The 19,283-nt window shown below is 68.5% G+C and carries 15 protein-coding genes; all 15 read left to right on the forward strand.

What is annotated here, in order from left to right; genetic code table 11:
• Positions 1-16: 16 nt before the first annotated feature.
• The 15 genes from tssC to OEB96_RS26150 all read left to right on the forward strand — a co-directional run bounded on the left by tssC (position 17) and on the right by OEB96_RS26150 (position 19,246).
• Positions 17-1,597, forward strand: a complete 1,581-nt coding sequence (tssC, locus tag OEB96_RS26080) for a type VI secretion system contractile sheath large subunit (RefSeq protein ID WP_266219449.1) — start codon at positions 17-19, stop codon at positions 1,595-1,597.
• Between the two features lie 49 nt (positions 1,598-1,646).
• Positions 1,647-2,222, forward strand: a complete 576-nt coding sequence (locus tag OEB96_RS26085; protein ID WP_266219450.1) for a hypothetical protein — start codon at positions 1,647-1,649, stop codon at positions 2,220-2,222.
• Positions 2,223-2,259: 37 nt separating this feature from the next.
• A complete protein-coding gene (gene tssK, locus OEB96_RS26090) occupies positions 2,260-3,543 on the forward strand; it encodes a type VI secretion system baseplate subunit TssK (RefSeq protein WP_266219451.1) in 1,284 nt (427 codons plus the stop codon).
• A 3-nt stretch (positions 3,544-3,546) separates the two neighbouring features.
• Complete coding sequence (gene tssE, locus OEB96_RS26095; RefSeq protein WP_266219452.1) at positions 3,547-3,930, forward strand: type VI secretion system baseplate subunit TssE; 384 nt, start codon at positions 3,547-3,549, stop codon at positions 3,928-3,930.
• The gene (locus OEB96_RS26100) at positions 3,927-6,146 is read left to right on the forward strand and encodes a hypothetical protein (RefSeq protein WP_266219453.1); all 2,220 of its coding nucleotides are present in this window, start codon (positions 3,927-3,929) and stop codon (positions 6,144-6,146) included. The genes tssE and OEB96_RS26100 overlap by 4 nt, the downstream gene beginning before the upstream one ends.
• A gap of 29 nt (positions 6,147-6,175) precedes the next feature.
• Positions 6,176-7,831 carry a type VI secretion system baseplate subunit TssF gene (locus tag OEB96_RS26105; RefSeq protein ID WP_266219454.1) on the forward strand — a complete coding sequence of 552 codons (1,656 nt, stop codon included), beginning with the start codon at positions 6,176-6,178 and terminating at the stop codon, positions 7,829-7,831.
• Positions 7,828-8,598 (forward strand): DotU family type IV/VI secretion system protein, encoded by a 771-nt coding sequence (locus OEB96_RS26110; protein WP_266219455.1) that lies wholly within the window; start codon positions 7,828-7,830, stop codon positions 8,596-8,598. The genes OEB96_RS26105 and OEB96_RS26110 overlap by 4 nt, the downstream gene beginning before the upstream one ends.
• Before the next feature lie 7 nt (positions 8,599-8,605).
• Positions 8,606-8,881: a hypothetical protein gene (locus OEB96_RS26115; protein WP_266219456.1), complete on the forward strand. Its 276-nt coding sequence runs from the start codon at positions 8,606-8,608 to the stop codon at positions 8,879-8,881.
• On the forward strand, positions 8,878-12,609 hold the full coding sequence (locus OEB96_RS26120) for a hypothetical protein (RefSeq protein WP_266219457.1): 3,732 nt from the start codon (positions 8,878-8,880) through the stop codon (positions 12,607-12,609). The genes OEB96_RS26115 and OEB96_RS26120 overlap by 4 nt, the downstream gene beginning before the upstream one ends.
• The gene (locus OEB96_RS26125) at positions 12,606-13,100 is read left to right on the forward strand and encodes a hypothetical protein (protein WP_266219458.1); all 495 of its coding nucleotides are present in this window, start codon (positions 12,606-12,608) and stop codon (positions 13,098-13,100) included. Before OEB96_RS26120 ends, OEB96_RS26125 begins: the two co-directional genes overlap by 4 nt.
• 55 nt (positions 13,101-13,155) lie before the next feature.
• The gene (locus OEB96_RS26130; RefSeq protein ID WP_266219459.1) at positions 13,156-14,367 is read left to right on the forward strand and encodes a GNAT family N-acetyltransferase; all 1,212 of its coding nucleotides are present in this window, start codon (positions 13,156-13,158) and stop codon (positions 14,365-14,367) included.
• 689 nt (positions 14,368-15,056) lie between these two features.
• Positions 15,057-15,680, forward strand: coding sequence for a hypothetical protein (locus OEB96_RS26135; protein ID WP_266219460.1), 624 nt, complete (start codon positions 15,057-15,059; stop codon positions 15,678-15,680).
• A 105-nt stretch (positions 15,681-15,785) separates the two neighbouring features.
• Entirely contained in the window at positions 15,786-16,610 is an 825-nt protein-coding gene (locus tag OEB96_RS26140; protein ID WP_266219461.1) for an eCIS core domain-containing protein, read from the forward strand.
• Positions 16,611-16,963: 353 nt separating this feature from the next.
• The gene (locus OEB96_RS26145) at positions 16,964-18,262 is read left to right on the forward strand and encodes an eCIS core domain-containing protein (RefSeq protein WP_266219462.1); all 1,299 of its coding nucleotides are present in this window, start codon (positions 16,964-16,966) and stop codon (positions 18,260-18,262) included.
• 138 nt (positions 18,263-18,400) lie between these two features.
• Positions 18,401-19,246, forward strand: coding sequence for a hypothetical protein (locus tag OEB96_RS26150; protein ID WP_266219463.1), 846 nt, complete (start codon positions 18,401-18,403; stop codon positions 19,244-19,246).
• Positions 19,247-19,283: the final 37 nt, after the last annotated feature.

Raw genomic sequence — 19,283 nt, forward strand, 5'->3', positions numbered from 1 at the left:
AATCGAGGGACCACCCATGGAAGACGCGCCCAAGAATCTACTGGATCAGCTCATCACCCTCTCGGGGATGGACCCCACCACGTGGGGGAACAACAGCCTCGTCCGAGTTGCCGACGCCGACGCGGGCAACCTGGGCTTCATCGATCGAGACCCCACCGTCCCCTCGGCCGACCGCTTCGTGAACGCGCTGTCCGTGTTCCTGGCCAACGTGGATCTGTTCGACGTGGCGACGAAGGGGGACACCGAGGAGTACGAGCGGGACTCGAACGGCAACCTCAAGGAGACGCTGCGCGTCGACTCGATCCGCGAGATGATGCTGGCGCTCGACGATCTGGTGAAGAGGATCGACGAGCGCACGCAGGGCCGGATCCACGAGATCCTGCGCAGCAACACGTTCCGCGAGCTCGAGGCCAGCTGGCGCTCGCTCGAGCAGCTGGCGAGCACGGTGACCTCGACCGAGGTGATCATCGACTTCATCGACGTCACCAAGGAAGAGCTCGGCGCCAATCTCCAGGACCACTCGGCCTACATCCTCAATGCCGCGCTGTTCCGCCGGATCTACGTGGAGGAGTACGATCGCTACGGTGGCAAGCCGATCGGCACGATGATCGGGCTCTACGAGTTCGACAGCTCCAACGAAGACATCGACTGGCTCGAGACCATGTCGCGGATCTCCGCCGCCGCACACTGCCCGTTCGTCGCGGCAGCCTCGCCCGAGTTCTTCGAGGTGAGCAGCTGGGAGGAGCTCGAGCGCAAGGACGACCTCGAGGCGCACCTGGCCCTGCCGCAGTTCGGCCGCTGGGATCGCTTCCGCCACAGCGACGAGGCCGCGTACATCGGCCTGACCCTGCCGCGCTACATGCTGCGCGAGCCCTACCAGGCCCGCACCGCCAGGCGCCAGACGGTGGCCTTCACCGAGGAGATCCGCGATTCCGGCGACTTCTTGTGGGGCAACGCCGCGGTCCTGTTCGCGCGCAACATGATCCGCTCGTTCGAGGCCTCGGGCTGGTGCCAGCACATCGCGGGCCCCAAGGGCGGCGGTCGGGTCGAGGGCTTGCCCGTGCACATGATGGTGCACCACGGCCAGGAGGAGCTGCAGCCGCCCACCGAGATCGCGATCGCCGACTACCGCGAGCTGCAATTCGCCAACTCCGGGTTCATCCCGCTGGTGCACTGCAAGGGCACGGCCGACGCCACGTTCTTCAGCGCGCGCTCGGTCAAGAAGGCGCTCGAGTTCGAGGGCGACCTCGACACCAAGAACGCCGACCTGGTGTGCAACCTGGCCTACACGCTCTCGGTCACCCGCATCGCGCACTACGTCAAGCGCATGGTGCGGGACTACATCGGCTCGTCCGCCGATGCGCCCTACATCCAGGCGATGCTCGAGTCGTGGCTCATCGGCTTCGTGACCACCGCGGTCAACCCCGACGATCTCACCCTGCTCTTCTACCCCTTCAAGGCGATGTCGGTGTCGGTCGAGCCCAAGCCAGGCCCGTTCGGCTGGTACAAGTGCGTCGTGTCGGTGCTGCCGCACGTGCAGTTCCAGGGCATGGACGTGGAGCTGCGCCTCGAGGCCGCACTGGGGGGTGCGGCCTAGTCGTCGCCCGCTTCGTCGACGAACCCTTCACCGCTAGAGGAACACCACCATGGCCACGTTCTCCAAATCGCTCGACATCTACCAGGGCTACAACTACAAGAAGGACGTCCAGACCCCGGTTGGCTTCATCACTGCGCTCAAGATCGGCGACGTGACGCTCAAGGCCGATCAGACGTGCAAGGACCCCATGGCACCCGAGACCGACCTCGCCGTCGTTGCGGTGCTCAGCGGGTCGATGTGGGAGCTCGGGGTGACCGATGCCCACTACTTCACGGGGCAGATCTCGGTCTACAACAAGCAGCAGGTGCAGCTGCTGACCTACAAGGATCTGACCAAGGTCGACTGCGAGTACACGTTCTCGGTCTACGAGTACGATCCCATCGAGAAGAAGTACTTCAAGTGCCTGCTGCCCACCGACGATGCCACGCTCAAGGGCATCCTCGAGAAGAACGGTCGCGATCTCAACCTCTCGGCGGCCGACGACGCCTCGCCCGAGGTGCAGTCGCCCGAGAACTACGCATTCCAGATCGGCATCAAGCCGCAGCCATCGGCCCAGACCGTGACCGTGGCCGTGTCGTTCTCCGACAAGGTCGTCAAGTCCTGGGGCCTCACGGTCACCAAGTAGGCCGGGCTCGGCACCCTGCGGGCTGGAGAGCACCGCCATGAGCGACGAGCTGGCGTTTCCGCGGTGGAGCATGGGGCAGGTCCTGCTCCCCGAGCAGTTCGCGGCGTTGCAGGCGACGATGGGGGCCCGGCTCCACCGGAGGATCGAGATCGCGTCCGGCCTGCCCTCGTACGGCGTCGCGCAGCTCGACCTGCGGCTGACCGCCGGGTCGTGCTTCATCGACCGGCTCACCCACGTGTTCAAGACGGGCCTGATGATCGACGTGCCCGGCAACGCAACGGTCAACAACCTCAACCTCGAGGAGGCGGCCAAGGGCGCGAGCAAGGTCTCGCTGTTCTTTCAGGTCTGCAAGCAGACCGTGGAGGATCGGGGCCGCCCCGCCTTCGATGGCGACGGCCCCAAGGTACCGCGGGAGCGGTACGAAGCCGAGCTCTCGCTCGAGGACACGAAGGACGACGGTCGAGAGTCGGTCAAGCTGGCGGAGCTCGAGCGAACCGACATTGGCTGGCAGATGGGACGCTACTGTCCGCCCCTGCTCCGCGTCGGGTGGGGGGTGTCGCCGTTCCTCCTCGACGAGCTCGACGAGACCCAGAAGGTGCTGGTGTGGCTCGCCGAGGAGCTCGACGAGCGACGCAACGAGGCCTTTCGAGGCGGCGGCCAGGGTTCGGTGCTGCCGCTGGCCCAGGCCTCGGTGCACCGCATGCGTGCGCTCCTGGCCGACCATGGGATCCCCGGCGGGCCGCGAGGGCTGGCGCTGCATCCGTACCAGCTGTTCTCGGCCCTGCGGAACCTCTACATCGAGCTGTCGCTGCTCGAGGGCTCGACGCCGGGGTCGCGGTCGACCACCTACGATCACGATCAGCTCGATCCGAGCTTCCGTGGCCTGCGCGAGAGCATCGGCAAGTACGTCCACCGCAGCCGCATGCTGGCGCCGCGGCTGGACTTCGAGCGTCGCGACCACCTGTTCATGACGGCCAAGGTCTTCCCCGACGAGCTGGCCCGCGCGCATCGGATCTACTTGGTCGTCAAGCCGGGCACGATCAGCCTCGAGGGGGTCAAGCTCGCCAGCCCTCGCCGCATCGCCGAGGTCGTCAAGCGCTCGCTGACCGGGGTCCGACCGCTCCGCTCGGAGTCGGAGACCCTGTCGTACGACTTCGGCTACGACCACGGCGTGGCGTTCTACGAGCTCAAGACGCACGACACGCACGAGACCAAGGACGCTCGGCAAGAGTGGGAGCACGCGCTGCGCGAGAAGGCACTGTGCTTCCAGGCGCGACCCGGCCTCGAGGGGGTGCAGGCCGCCCTGGTCTGGAGTCGATGACCCGTGGAACCGCTGGGCCGATCGTTCCTCTCCCGGCTGACCCGGACGTCGAGTCGGACCGTGCCACAGCTGGTGGCCCAGAACCTCGAGCACGTGCTCAACACCCGCAAGGGCTGCGGCAGCGTGCTGCCCGACCTCGGGCTGGGTGACTACGAAGCCGCGCCCAACACCCACGAGGCGGTGATCGTGCTCGAGCGCGAGCTGAGGGCGCTGGTGCTGCGCTTCGAGCCACGGCTCTCGGAGCCCGAGGTGGCGCTGGCGGGCCGCCATGGCTACCGCATGGTGCGATTCTCGCTGCGGGGCCTCGTGGACGGCGCGCCGCGGGCGTTCGCGATCGACATCGACACCTCGACCCGCCACGTGGACGTGTGGCCGGAGGGCGGGTGAAGCGGGCCGAGCCCACGACGTTCGAGGATCGCCTGGCGGTGAGCGTGAAGCTCACCATCAACGGGGTCGCGCATGCGTTCGTGGGCGGGCAGGTGCCGCACGTGGAGCTCCGGCTCGACGGCCACGGGTTCCTCGGCACGGTGGAGCTGCGCGTGCAAGACGACAAGAGCAGCGGCGGTGGCTTCACCGACGAGCTGCTCGCGTCGTTCCTCACCGCCGATCTGATCACGGCCGAGGTCTCGGTCGCGGCCGTGTACCACCAGCCCGAGACCTCGCAGTCGCTCCAGCCGATCGCGGTCAAGGGGCTCGTCACTCACAAGTCGGTCGAGGAGCTGCTGCTGCGGCGCTCGAAGGATCAGCCGATCCTGGTGCGGCGCTATCGCCTCGAGCTGGCCGACCCGGCCCGCGTGCTGTGGACCCAGCACTTCCCGTGCAAGCTCTACACGAACAAGACCCCGCAGGCGATCATCGACGAGCACACCGGCGAGCACATCACCTTCACCTACGACTGGAGCGCGCTCACCAAGAGCAAGCCGCAGTGGTTCGTGCACCTGCCGCCCGAGCGCGAGGCCAGCTTCTACGACTTCGTGACGTGGATCGTGGACGAAGGGGGCGGGGTGCTGCGCTACGACTACGGGCAGCAGCAGTACGCGCTCACGGCGGTCAAGGACACCTCGAGCCAGCCGCAGGCGTTGTTCGGCGACGACGTGCACACGGCCCAGCTCGTGGTGCCGCCCGTCCCGCGCCACGAGGTGGTGGTGGCCGACTCGTATGCCGATGGGCCGCGCAGCGAGACGGTCACCCAGGATCAGTCGGTGACCGGGGTACGGCACGACCGGCCCATGCGCAGCCCGATCTCCCAGGACGTGGACGACGAGGTCACGCTGCAGCGCTCGCGCCTGCGATTGCCCAAGTACGAGGCGGAGCTGCACTTTGGTCGCTTTCCCACCGCCGACGTGGTCCCGGGCACCCGGCTGACGCTGGCCGCGGCCAACCGCTGGAGCACGGGCAGCTCGCTGGTCACGCCCACCTGGCGCGTTCGCGAGCTGCAGCTATGCGCCACCGGGCGCGCCGTGCCCCTCGACCACGACCACCAGAGCACGGACACCGGCTATACGGTGTCGATGCAGGCGCGGCTCGAGCAGAGCGACGACCCCCGGGTGGTGCTGCCGCGCTACCGCATCCCCTGGTACCCGGCCTACGTGGAGGGCAAGGTCGTCAGCGAGAAGGGCGAGGAGGGCGAGAAGACCTACCAGACCAAGCGCAACGCGACGACCTCGCTCGACGAGTACACGGTTGCCGTTCCGCTCTACGAGGATCAGAAGGTCACCGCCCCGTTCGAGCCCGCGCAGGGCTCGGGCAACGTCTACGTGCCGTCCTACCGCGAGGAGCGGGTGCTGCTGGCCATGGAGCTCGAGAGCAGCCGCATCGAGCGCCTGCTGGTCTGGCGCGACGGGGCGGCGCTGTCGATGGACGTGCAGGGCGAGCACATCCTGCTGGGGATCTCGCCCACCAGCAACACGTCGCTCAGCCACGTGTACGACGGCAAGAACCCGGTGCTCGCGATCCTGCGCACCCACGACGACGACACCTCGCTCGTGCGCATGAGCGAGGGCACGGTGCTCGTGCAGGTCCAGGAGCTGCAGGACGGCAACCCCAAGAGCGGCACGCTCGTGTGCACGCTCGAGAAGAGCAAGACCGGCGGGGTGACCCTCAAGGTGGTCAACGACGACGGCACCGTCACCCAGACGGTGACCATGGATGGCAAGCAGCAGATGGAGCTGAAATTCGTGGGCTCGTCGGAGACCAGCTACATCAAGATCGAGCAAGACAAGATCACCCTCGACACCAAGGACCTCGTGATCAACGCCCGCAATACGATCTCGTGCAAGGCCGACGCCACGGCCACCTACGAGTCGACCAAGGACACCACCATCAAGTCCTCGGCCAACCTGGTGCAGAGCGCGACCAGCGACGTGAAGGTCTCGGGGTCCAACGTCGAGCTCACGGCCCAGAGCGCGGCGAGCATGGAGGGCATGACGGCCAAGGTCGCGGGCAGCCAGTCGCTCACCCTCAGCGGCACCAGCCAGGCCCAGCTCTCGGGGGCGACGGTGAAGGTGAGCGCCGACGCCACGCTGAACGCCGAGTCCTCGGGCATGGCCACGCTGGGCGGCAGCATGACCACCATCAAGGGATCGCTCATCACCGCGGGGTAGCCCGCTCCTGCCACTCCCCCGATCGACCCATGGACCCCGAGCTCTACCAAGGATTCCTGACCGAGCTGCAGGCGCTCGACGAGCTGCTGCTCGACCGGCACCGCGGACCGCGGCACGTGGAGCGCGAGGATCCCGACGTGCGGCGGCTGATGGAAGCGCTGGCGCTGTTCACCGCGCGCTCCCGCCACGCGGCGACCGAGGCCATGCGCGGCGCGGTGCATCGCCTGGTGCACGGCCACCTCGACGACCTCATGGTGCCGCAGCCCACTCGCGGCATGATGCGCGCCATGCCCAGCTCGCGGCTCACCGACCCGGTGTGGCTGCCGCGCGGCACTCCGGTGCGGGTGCAGACGCAGGACGAGCACGTCGGCCTGTTCACCACCACCCGCGATCTGACCATTCGACCGCTGCAGCTCGACTGGGCCGAGCGACAGCTTCGAGGCCGTCGCGGCTTCCGCATCCTGCTGCGCGTGCAGTCGCTCGGCGTCACGCGCCAGGTACCCGAGCCGCTGCCGCTGTCGCTGTTCCTCGATCACGCGGGCGACTACCCGGCGTCGCTGCGGCTGCGCTCGCGGCTCGGGCGGCACCTGCAAGCGATCTCGGTAGTGTACGATCGAGCGCCCACCGCCAACGAGGCGGGCGCGCCGTGCCGATTTCGGCTGGGCAGCGGCGCCATCGTCGACCCCGCCGCACCTCGGCCCGCCCGCGAGAGCCCGCCGGTCGTGCTCGGGTCCCAGGGGGCCGTGGCCCGGATCCGCGAGCTCTTCCACCACCCCATCAGCGAGCACTTCCTCGACATCGAGCTGGCCGAGCCGGACCGGAGCTGGCGACAGGCGTGGCTGTGCCTCGATCTCGACGAGCACTGGCCCGAGGACCAGGTGATCAACGAGGCCATGTTTCGGCTGTTCGTGGTCCCGATCGAGAACCTGTTCTCCCAGCCCGCCGAGCCCATCAAGGCCGACGGGACGCGCATGTCGTTTCCCGTTCGCTCGTGGTCACCCGAGCTGCGGGCGTCGTTCCACTCGGTGGCCGAGGTCTCGCAGCTGCTCGAGAGCGGCTCGGAGGCGATCTTGCCGTCGTACATCGCCAGCGGTCGCGACAGCTACGAGGTCGAGCTCGAGGGCGACGGCGGCGAGCCCACGCTGCGGCTGCGCCTGCCCGATGCCTTCGTCCAGCCCCGCGTGGTGTCCGTGCTCGCGCGCTGGTACCAGCCCTGGTTCGACGGCGTGGCGGTGGGCAAGCTCGCGGCATCGCTCCAGACTCGCCACGTGGAGGGCGTGGAGCTGAAGGTGCAGGGTGATCTGCGCCCCCACGAGGGCAGCCCGCTCGAGGACGACGCCGCGGCGATGCTCCAGGTGATGGCGCGTCGATCCAAGCGCGTCCTGAGCCGCCAGGACATCATCAAGCTGATGACGATCCTGGGCGCCGACGAGCGCAGCCACCATGGCGTGGTGGCCGCCGACGTGCTCGACGTGAGGACGCGGGAGGAGCCGGCCGATCGCCACGAGGGCGGCGGGGTGGCCTACGTCTACGAGGTGCTGCTCGCCGAGGCGGACGAGGATCGGCACGCGCTCCAGGAGTTCTACCTGCGGCGGATGAGCGAGCTGCTCGACTCGTGGGGCAGCAATCCGGTTCGGGTGCAGTGGCATCGCCGAGCCGCGCGCAAGCAGGGATCGAGCTCATGACACGACGAGAGGCCTGGCGCTCGATCCTGAGCGCGCGCAACGACATCGATCGACTGGTGGCGTCGGCGGTGGGCGACTATCCCGAGCAGGCGCCCTTGCGGCCGTCGTCCACGCTGGCGCTGGAGACTCAGTGGCAGAACCCCGGGCGCTCGGCGACCAACGTGACCCAGGCGGCCGACGGCTCCTGCACGCCCATCAACGGCTCGCGTACGCAAGACGCGTCCCTCCGCGCCGTGACCGACGAGGAGCTCCACACCCTCGAGCTGCTGCGCAGCGACGTGAGGGCACGGGTGATCAAGCTCGAGACCGAGCTCGTGTCCGAGCCGGGCCGCGACGAGGCGATCAAGGCGCTGGTGCTCTACCTCGACGAGCGCATCATGGAGCGGCTTCCCGACTACCTCGAGATGAGCTGGTCGCGGCTGCAGACCGACTACACGGGTCGGCACACGGGAGGCGAGGACTTCTACCGCTTCCTGGCCGATCTGGTGGCCAGCCCCGCCACGCCCTCGTTCGTATTCGAAGTCTACTATTTTTGCCTCGAGAACGGATTCGTAGGACGGTACGCCAACGATCTGGAGAGCATCGAGGAGCGCAAGCTGCTGCTGCGCAACAAGATCGAGCAGCCGCTCGTCGCATCCGAGGTCGGAGACACGGCCGAGGTCTCGACCAGGAGCGGAAGGCCCATCCCGGCGTGGGTGGCCTATGCGATCTCGCTGGGGGTGGTGGTGGTGCTCACCGCCTCGCTGACCCTGCTGTCCAACTACTGATCCCGTCATGAGCCCGAGCCCCGACGACGAGCGCACCTGCCAGGCCAACGCCGACGATGTCGCGCTGGCCAGGCTCGTGCAGGAGCTCGACCGGATGTTCCCCGAGGGCAGCGACGCCCGGCTCGGTGTGTCCGATCCGCTCGCGACCATGGTCGTCGCGTCGTTCCACCCCGAGGCCGAGGTGCCGCTCGGTCCCGCGCTCGATGCCCTCGAGGACGTGGTCGAGGCGCTGATGCGCAGCGCGGGCTGGCCCGCGCGCGCGCTGGGAGGGGCGGCGCGATGACGTCCTCGGACTCCTCGGGCGGGCCCTCCGAAGCGGGAGCCGAGGCCGAGGTCGCCACGACCGGCGCCGAGGCGCCCGCGCCCGCGGGCGGCCCGGAGGGGGCGAGCTCGAAGTCCGCCGAGGCGAGCGCGCCCGATGGCGACGCCTCGTGGCTCGACGGCACCGTGTTCGGCATCGACGTCATCACGCTCATCGTCGCGTTGGTGGTGCTGGTGGTGCTGGTGGTGACGGTGGTGCTGATCGTCCGCTGGCAACGCAAGCGACGCGAGGACGAGCCGCGAACGTCGGGTCCATCGGTGGGTGCGCGCCTGCGATCGGTGTGGGTGCCCTTCTATGCCAAGATCCCACGACGAGCCGAGCACTATCCCACGTTCGTGGTGATGGGCGAGGCCGGGGTGGGCAAGAGCCACCTCATCCGCTCGCGCGTCGACTGGCGCGGCCAGGTCAATCAGTACAATCCGGCGGCCTACCAAAACCCGCTGGTGCAGCTCTACCTCGGCAGCGAGGTGGTGGTGCACGAGCTGTCGGCGCCGCTGCTGCGCGACGTGAGCTCGACCACCAAGCGAGCCCTGCGTCAGCTGTGGCGGAACGCGGGCCCCAGCATGACGGTGGTGCTCGTGCTCGATGCTCGTACGCTGGCCACCACGCCGCCCGAGGATCTGCGCACGCTGGCCCAGCTCGTGCGCGGCAAGATCGGCCTGTTTCCCCGCCGGGTGGCCAAGGCGGTCGACGTGCGCGTGTGCCTGACCCACCTCGATTCCTTCTCGGGCTACGAGGAGTTCGCCGCGGTGGTGGGCACCCACGAGAAGGGCATCGAGCTCGAGCTCCTGGGCTCCGAGTACGTCGATGCGCAGGCCCTGGTGGCGGCGTACGACGCCCATCTGGCGCATGCGCTCACCAGCCGCACGGGGGACGAATTCGCCAGGCTGGTGGGCTTCTACGACATCCTCGGCGGCCTGGTGCGCACGCTGCCTCCGCTGCTGACGAGCCTGCGGGGCGAGGCGTGGCATGACACCCGGATCCCGCCCAGCGAGCTCTACCTGGGCTCGATCGTGCCCCACAGCCACGTGGGTGATCCGTTCGAGGCCGACGCTGGCCTGGTGGTCGCCAGCATCGCGCGCTACAACCGGCGCACGCTGCTGGGGGCCACGGCGTTGGGCGCGGCGACCATGTCGGTCGTGGCCGGGGTGTCGCTATGGCACCTGCAACGCGTGGGCGAGGCCGAGGCGGCGGTCGACGCCCACGATCGCAAGCAGGACGACAGTCGCCGTGCGAACCCCGAGGAGCGCCTCGCGGCCGAGGACGCGACCCGGGCGATCGCGCGGATGGTCGAGTCCGAGGTGCTGTGGCTGCGGTGGGCCCAGATCGATCGCAAGCGGACGATCGCCGATCACTTCGAGCACACCGTTCGCACCGAGTACCTGCTGCCATGGCTCGAGGACGAGAGCTGGGGAGAGGACGGTGCCGATCGAGTGACCCTGCTGTACGTGGCGTCGCTCATCCATGGCACCCGTGGCGGTCAGCTCGGCCTGCACATCCAGGACAACGCTCGGTGGTGGGCCAAGGAGCTCGGGCTCAGCGAGTCCATGGTGACCTACTACGTGCAGTCCAGCGACGAGCTCGATCCCGCCGGGGTGGAGCTGCCCGAGCACATCGACCGGCGAACCGGCCGCGAGTGGATCGAGCACCAGGAGCGCCTGTGTGCCGCGTTCGGTCGCACCGAGGGCACGCTCTCGGTCGAGGCGATCGATGCGCTGCGCGAGCAGCCCGAGCTGCGCAGCCAGGCCGAGTACGAGGCGCTCGAGCGGACGCGGCTGCTGCTCGAGGCCGATCCGCTGCTGGCCCTGCCCCTCGAGCCCATCCTCGGCACGCTCGACGCGGAGGTCGTGGCCGAGGCCTACGAGGATCTGGTCGAGGTGTCCGAGGCGGTCGACGAGCTCACCGAGCCGATGCCCCCGATGCCGCAGGGTGGAGGGCTGGGCCAGCTGCTCGCCCGGCTCGATGCCATCGAGCGCTGGCGAGCGGCTCACCAGGAGGTCTCGAGCGTCGTCGATCGTACCTGCGAGCAGGAACGAGGGACCGCCGTGGCCTTGATGGCGCGCTCTCGGGCCCACGACGTGATCGAGCAGGTGCTGGAGGGCATTCCTCGCGAGCGCCTGAACGACGGTCGTGCGTTCTTCGACGAGAGCGAGCGCCTGCTCGACGAGGGTGCCGTGCGCGGCTACGGGGGTGGGGCCACCACCACGATCCCCGGCCACTACACCAAGTCCGCGTTCGAAGACCACGTGGAGCCCGTGCTGGCCCATGCGAGCGACACCCTGCCCACGCTCGAGCTCGAGGCGGCCGATCGCGCTCGGGTGCAGCGTGCGATCAAGGACACGGTGACCGCCTACGCCCGGGCCTATCGAGACGCGCTCGTCACCTACTACCTCGGGTTCGAGTTCAACCCGGGGTCGAGGGTCGCGCTGCCCTTTGCCCTCAAGGCGCTCACGCAGCCGTCGTCGTGGTTCACCGACTTCCTCACCACGGTCACCCACAACGCCGCGCTGACGCTGCCCGACGACCAGTACCACGAGCCGCTGAAGCGAGCGCTGGAGGTGTTCGGGCCGCTCACGGCGCTGCTGGCCGAGAAGGACGGGGCGATCCCCGGGCTCGAGCCCTACACGGCGATCATCGCCGAGCTGCTGCCGCTGATGGAGGGCAGCGGAGCGCCGCCCGCCGAGGGCGACCGCCTCGAGGAGCGGCTGTCGGGGCTGGGCAAGCTGGTGCTGCACACGGCGCAGGGCAAGGAGGTCGACCGACGGGCGGTGGTGACCGAGTGGCTCGAGGGCGCGCAGCTCGACTATGGCTGGCACGATCCCTTCGATGCACCGATCGAGCAGGTCTACCGCTACGGGGCACGCGACGTGGAGGACGAGATCGAGGAGGCGTGGGTCGACGAGGTGCGGCCGGTGGTACAGCCGCTCTTGGCCACGTATCCGTTCGACGGTGCGGCCATGCAGGACGCGCGCGTGTCCGACATCGAGGCGCTCGTGCGCGAGCAGGGCAAGGAGCCCGGGGAGTTCTGGGCCGTGCTCGATCGGCTGGTGGGTCCGGCGATGCAGCGCAAGAAGGAGCACCGCGTCATGCTCGACGGCATCCCGGCGCCCATGGGGATGCTCGAGATGGTGCGCGATCTCGAGGATCTGTCGGCCGCGCTGTGGGATGGCGATGGCAAGCCCGTGCCGCTGCTGGTGCGGATCGAGCCCGCCGCCTTGCCCACCAAGGAGTACGAGGGGCGGGTCGCCTCGATGGCCTACCTCAGCGCGGGGGGCTCGGCGGTCTATGCGTTCAACCAGCGGCCCGAGGCCCAGACCTTGCCGCTGCGGTGGTGGGATCAGGGTGAGGCGATCCTCTCGCTCGAGCTCACCGCGCCCGGCACCGAGGACGCGAGTCAGCACACCATCGAGGAGGTCGGCTCGGCGTTCAGCTTCTACCGCTTGCTCGACGAGGGGCGCAGCTGCAAGGGCAAGGAGTGCTACAAGAAGCGGGACCCCAAGGAGCCCCTCGTCACCGAGGCCGCGATCGCGCGGGGCAAGAGCTGCGGGCGCTGGGCCTCGCGAGCAACCACCAACCTCCCGGTGACCTTCAGCGTGCCCGTGGACGCGCTGGGTCGGGCGCGAAGGCTGGTACGATTCGTGGTGGTGAGCGATCCCTGGGCTCCGTTTGCGGTGAGGGACTGTCGGTGACGCGTGCGCTGGCGATCGCGGCGCTCTTGGCCCTCGCGCTCGGCCCGGGGGCGGGGTGCAAGCGCAAGTCGAAGGCCGATACCAGCACCACCACGCCGCCGGCCGACGATGGTGACGACGGGACCGCGCCGGTCGAGCCCGAGGCACCCAAGCTCGTGATCCACGTGCAGGCCGACGACGACGGCAACGCCGGGCGTCCGCTGCGGGCGGTGGTGCGGCTGGTCGCCTTCAAGGACTTCGTGGAGGATCAGTACCAGGACATCGCCGCGCTCGTGATCGAGCCCGACGAGTCGGTGCTGGCGAGCTTCGTGGTGTATCCGGGGCACTCGCGCGTGGTCGCGATCGACAAGCCCGAGGGCACGGTGGCGGTGTATGGGCTGTTCATCGGAGCGACCGGTACGAGCTGGAAGCGGCTCTACGATGCGCCCGAGAGGATCGAGCTGATCGCGGGGCGGGATCGGCTGCTCGACCCGAAGGCGAAGTCGAAGTAGCTCGTTGGCGGTGGACGCCAGTGGGTGCCGCGGCGTATCGTGATGGAGGGTCGCGATGAAGGGTGGATCGGCGGGCAGAGGACACACCAACGTTCGGGGGTTGGTGATCCAGGCCAGCTTCCGCGAGGAGCCGGCCGCCGCTCGCACGGCGCAGCCGAGCCGGCCTGCGGCTGCGACCGAAGCTGCGTCGGGGATGTGGGCGAAGGCGCCGCGGCCGGAGCTGCTGCCCGCGGGTGGCCGCGCGCAGGCGGGTGATCGCGGCGCAGTGCAGGCCAAGGGCAACGCAGGTCCGTGGGCACATGCGCCGCGACCGGAGCTGCTACCCGCGGGTGGTCGCCGCGCGGGTGGCCCCGGGGCGGCGCAGGCCAAGGGCAGCGACGATCCGTGGGCTCGAGCGCCGCGGCCGGAGCTGCTGCCCCGGCGCAAGGGTCCTGCGGTTCAGCGCTCGGTCGCGTCGCGCAAAGCGGTGCCCGGTGGTGGTCGATCGAGCGGCGCGAGCGTGCAGATGTCACCCGTGGCGCTCTCGCCCGGCGCGCTGCGCAGCGGCGCCGGTCAGCCGTTGCCCGGCAACGTGCGTCGCAAGATGGAAGCGCTCCTGGGCGCCGACCTCTCGGCGGTGCGCGTGCACCAGGGACCGCAAGCCGACTCGATCGGCGCGCGAGCGTTCACCACGGGCAACGACGTGTACTTCGGTCAGCAGCAGTATCGGCCGGGCACGCCGGAAGGGCAGGCGCTACTGGCCAAGCAGCTCGCCTACGTGGTGCAGCAGCGCGCAGGCCTGGTGGATGCACCCGTGGGCAGCGGAGTCATGCTGGCCCATGACCCCGGGCTCGAGGCCCAGGCCGATCGGATCGCCGCGCTCGCCACTCGGTCCGGGGCGGTGCAGGCCAAGCGCGTGCCGCCGGGCAAGGGGATGTTCCAGGTCAAGATCAACCGAGCGGGACCGGACCGACAGCACATCGAGCTGTTCGAGGGTGGGCGCGCGGTGGGGGCCGCCGACGTGGTGCTCGAGCAGGGGCGGGCGCGGCTCTACAACCTCCGGGTGGACGACGAGCACCGCGGGCGTGGCGGGGGTGACGAGCTGCTGCGCGCGGCGGCGGATGCCAGCGCACGGGTGGGGCGGCGGACGCTCGAGCTCGATGCGCAGGACGACGGGAGCGGACGGCTGGTCGAGTGGTACGAGAGCCACGGGTTTCGTCGCACGGGGGTGGGGCGCGAGGGGATGCCGGCGTTCGAAGCGGAGGTCGGGCGACTCAAGCGGCGGTGAAGATCGGGGTGGAAGGGCTGGTTGGTGCGTGCCGGAAAATGGGGTCGAGAGGGGATGGGAGGATAGGATCGCGACGCATTGGATCACCGGTTGGAACGGTCGACATGAAGAAACCGAGTTCGAAGGGCATCGCGAGGCTTCGGCGCGTCGAGGGTACCGCCGTGGTGCAGCGCAACGTCGAGGGACGATCGATTTCGCGAGCACCGCGGCCCGAGCTGTTGCCCGTTGGGATGCGAGGCAATCCGGCGCAGGCCAAGGTCGACCGTGCTCCTGATGCACCACGGACGGGGGCTCCGCGGCCCGAGCTGTTGCCGCCGGCAATGCGGAGCACGACGGCACAACCCCGGGCCGAGCGTGCGCCCGATGGTGCGTGGAAGGGAGCGCCGCGACCAGATTTGATGCCCGGTCGGGGTCCAGGGCACATCGGGAGGGCAAGTCCGCCGACTTCGGCACGCGGTCCGCTCGGGGTGGTGCAGGAGCAGTCACGATCCCGGCCGGGACCGCTGTCGCGCATCGTCCAGCGTGCGGAGCTGGTGAGCTGGTCATGCACGATCTGTAGCGCAACCGAGACGACCAATAGTGAGTACCAAAAGCCCAGCAAGACCGGCTCGAAGAAGTGTACGGGCAGGAAGGGGCACGACTGGAAGATGGGGACCGTCGAAGAGCGCCGGGACACCAGGATGTCGAATGTGAGGTCGCACGAGTCGTCGCAGCGGACGTCCAGCCGCGAGCCCACGCACTTCTCCGACGCCGAGACGTGGGGGCAAGCCTACGATCTCCTTGCCCCGTGGGCGGTGTTCGAGGTCGAGAGCGGCAGCCACGGAGGTCTCGTGATCTTCTCGAACCTCGGCTCGATCGAGGGTGCATGGCAGCTCTACGACGAAATGAATGGGTCGGGGAGTTGGAATCGCGGGAAGGCACGAGCCCTCACTGCAGTGGATTCCAATCCGCACCTGCTCCAGCACGTCGGAGCCCTCGCGGCGACGGTCGTGATGAGCGACACCGCGTTCACGTTCTTTGGTGTGGCGGCCAATCTCTATCAGCAGTGCACCGGGACACCAGGTCCGTGGGTGTTCGAGACGATCTCCCAGCCCAAGTGTGGAGGCGGCACCTGCCATACCGAGCAGATCTGCCTCTGGCGCCTCCATCAGCACCTCATCTCCCTCGGTGGTACGCCAACCTCGATCACGCTGCAGTGGTATACCGAGAAGAAGATGTGCACGCAGTGGTGCGTTCCCACCCTGAACCTGTTCACCGAGTACTGGACGAGCAAGGGCGCTTCGGTCCATAGCATTCCCTCGGACAAGCTGTGATGCCGAACCGACGGGGTTGGAACACGAGTCGACTCCAAAAATCCATGGTTCGTCGATAACTTGATGAGCTACGTGGCCTCATCCCAAGATCGACTCGAGTACCCGATGGAATCCAAGATCTCGAAGACCGGCTTGGTGCTGCAGGGGTATTTCCGCATCGAGCGCTTTCGCGGAGCCGGCAAGACGGCCATTGTCTCTCGGTCGAGCGCCTGGACGCGACCCGATCCATTGCCCACGACGATGCGAGGTACCGCCGCGCAGTCCAAGTCCGATGCGCGCCGGCCGAGCGCGCCGCGGCCCGAGCTGTTGCCTGCGAAGATGCGAGCCGGGGTCGGTCAGCCCAAGCCCGGGCGAAGTTCGAGCTCACCATGGAGCGGAGCGCCGCGACCCGAGCTGCTGCCGGGTATGGGCCCCGCACGGATCGCCGGACCTCGAGGAGCCGCACAGGCTCGGTCGAACCCGGGTGTCACCACCACCCCGATCCCCACCAGTCAGTTGCGGGTGATCGGCGAGGGCCGGCCGCTCGAGCCGGCAATCCGCCAGAGCATGGAGAGCTTCTTCGGCGCCGACTTCTCGGGGGTGCGGGTGTTCGAGGGCCCAACGGCATCCTCGATGGGTGCTCTGGCATTCACGCTCGGCGAAGAGCTGCACTTCGCACCCGGACTCTACGACCCGACCACGCGCGAGGGGGTGGAGTTGCTCGGGCACGAGCTGACGCATGTGGTGCAACAGCGCGATGGCCGAGTGGCCAATCCGTATGGGCAGGGCGTGGCGATCGTGCAGGACCCGGCGCTGGAGGCCGAGGCCGATCGAATGGGGCAGCAGGTCGCCGACCAGCTGTGGTCGGGTGGTCGCGTCGGCCAGCCGGCGCTGGCGAGTCATCGGCTGCGTCGTCCGGCGGTTCGGGGACCCTTCGAGAGCGGGTCATAGCGAGCTTGCTCCGATCCGATCTGCCCTGGATCGCATCGAGGACGATGAAGACGACGCGTGCGAAGTCCGGCTTGGTGTTGCAGGGGTACTTTCGTACCGAGCGCCTCGGGCGAGGCGGACGAACGACCGTGGCGGCGAGTTCGAAGGGCCCGCCTCGACCGAGTGTTCCGTGGCTGCGACCCGAGCTGCTGCCGGCGAAGGCGCGAGACGGGGCAGGGCAGGCCAAGCCCGAGCAAGGGTCCGGTGGACCGTGGAATGCGTCACCGCGACCGGAGCTGTGCCCAGGCATGGGCCGACCATGGGTGGGAGTACGTGGCGTCGCACAGACGCGATCACGTCACGCCACGACCACGATGATCTCGGCGGGGCGAGTGAAGGCGAGCGGCGCGGGCCGGCCGCTCGAGCCGCAGCTCCGTCGGTCCATGGAGGCCTCGTTTGGGGCCGACTTCTCCGGGGTGAGAGTCCACCAAGGGCCAGCGGCGCCGTCGATGGGTGCGCTGGCGTTCACGATGGGTGAGGAGCTGCACTTCGCGCCAGGGCTCTACGACCCGACCACGCGAGAGGGCTTGGAGCTGCTCGGGCACGAGCTGGCGCATGTGGTGCAGCAGCGGGAGGGACGGGTGGGCAATCCGCTCGGGATGGGGATCGCGATCGTGCAAGATCCGCGGCTCGAGGCCGCGGCGGATCGACTGGCGCGCCGGGTCGCCGACGAGCTGTGGTTGGCTCGGCAGCACGAACACGAGCCAGCCCGAGTCGCTCGTCCCCACGGGTGGCGGAGCGCGAGGGTGATTCTGCCGTCCCTGCTCTCCGATGGCTCGTTGACCGTGATTTCCTGGAACGTCCGTCACATACGGCCCGACAAGGTCGACGACTACGGCGACTACATCGCCAGCCAGATCAACGGTGCCGACGTGGTGTTCTTCTACGAGAACAAGCAGAAGAACAACAAGGAGGGCGCGTGCATCAAGAAGCTGATCGCGCTGATGAAGAAAACGACCAAGGTCGAATGGGGAGGGATCGTGACACCCGTGCTGACCAACGAGAACGTGCTCACGATCTATCGCAAGACGCGTGGCTCGACCACGATCACGGTGACGCCCGACGACGGCTACATGAACAAGCTGAAGCTCGCCGCCGACAAGGGGGTGCGCTCGAGCATGAACCAGACCATCATGTCCAATCTCTCCATCGGATGGGCCGAAGCCCGCATTCCCGCGATCGTCGACGTCACCGTGGCCCCCAAGGTCAGCCGAAAGCAGACGTTCAAGGTCTCGGCCTGGCACGCTCCGGGACCGTCGACCGCGCTCGCCCCGCTGCTGTGGAAGAACTACGTCCCGGTGCTCTACAATGACGTCGACCTCTACGTGGGCGACTACAACATGACCACCGCCGGAGATGTGATGACGCCGGTCGATCTCGTTCGTACCTATCAGTCGACGACCTACACCGGTTCCGGTCCCGTGAACCACAACGAGGGCCTCGACCTCGTGTTCCGCAACAAGCTCCGTCTCGTCAATGGTTCGCCGGATTTCGACGATGGAGAGAAGGCCAAGATCGTGGCCAGCGTGATCCCCAAGCCGAACGACGTCGGCTACGACGATGCCTACGAGATCACCGACCACCTTCCCGTGAAAGTGGTCCTCACCTGGTAGCCCGGTGCGTCGAGGTCGACCATGCCCGGGTGGAACACGAGTCGATTCGAAAATCGCCGTGTTTGCCGATAAGTTGGTCGACCGTGGGTCCGATCTCAAGATCGACCGGAACATCCGGCCATCGACGATGCATCTGGTATGAAGACCACGAAACCAACCCGTCCCTCCACCGTCGGTGACCACGTTCCCCGCACGGCGATGGTCCAGCCCAAGCGCTCCAGGCCCGCGCCGTCGGGTGCCCCGCGCCCCGAGTTGCTCCCGGCGGCGATGCGCGGCGAGGCGGCGCAGGCCAAGGCGGCACAGGCCAAGCCCGTGTCCAAGCCGACCGGGTCGGCAGCGCCGCGGCCCGAGCTGTTGCCCGCCAAGATGGTGCGTGGCGGAGTCGGGCAGGCCAAGCCCGCAGCAAGGCCAGCGGGCTCGAGCCCGCCGCGGCCCGACCTGCTGCCCGCGAAGCTCCGAGGCGGTGTCGGGCAGGCCAAGGCCGAGGAGTCCGAGGACGATGACACCAAGGTCCGCGCCCCGGTGTCCGCGCTCTACCGCGCCGTGTACGACTACGACCGCCGGATGGCCTTCATCGCGCACTGGATCTGGTGGGAGGGGAGCACTTGCAAGGTGCTGGCGATCGGCAGCGAGGAAGACGCCGCGGGGCTCGAGTCGCGGTCCGAGAACCACCCCGATCAGACGTTCTGGGACCAGAAGAACCTCGAGGCTCGCCCGAACCGCAACGCCGCCATCGTCACCGACTGCAAGCTGCTGCCGTGCGTGAAGAGTCAGTATCGCGGCTGCGCGCATGCCTTGCCCGGGATCATCGCGAGCAAATTCGGCGCGGGCATCCCGATCGCCTGCTTCGGCCACGCCGAGGCCCTGGGCGAGCGGCAGGTGTTCTACACGGTGTCAGGCGCGACTCGGCAGGAGATCGATCAGGCGCTGAGCAATGTGTACACCTGGGAGTGGGACGATGACTACGATCCCTCGACGTACTAGCACGAGGTGACCGAGACCCGGTGCTCCAACGATGACG

Source organism: Paraliomyxa miuraensis (assembly GCF_026337845.1).
Taxonomy (GTDB): Bacteria; Myxococcota_A; Polyangia; order Nannocystales; family Nannocystaceae; genus Paraliomyxa; species Paraliomyxa miuraensis.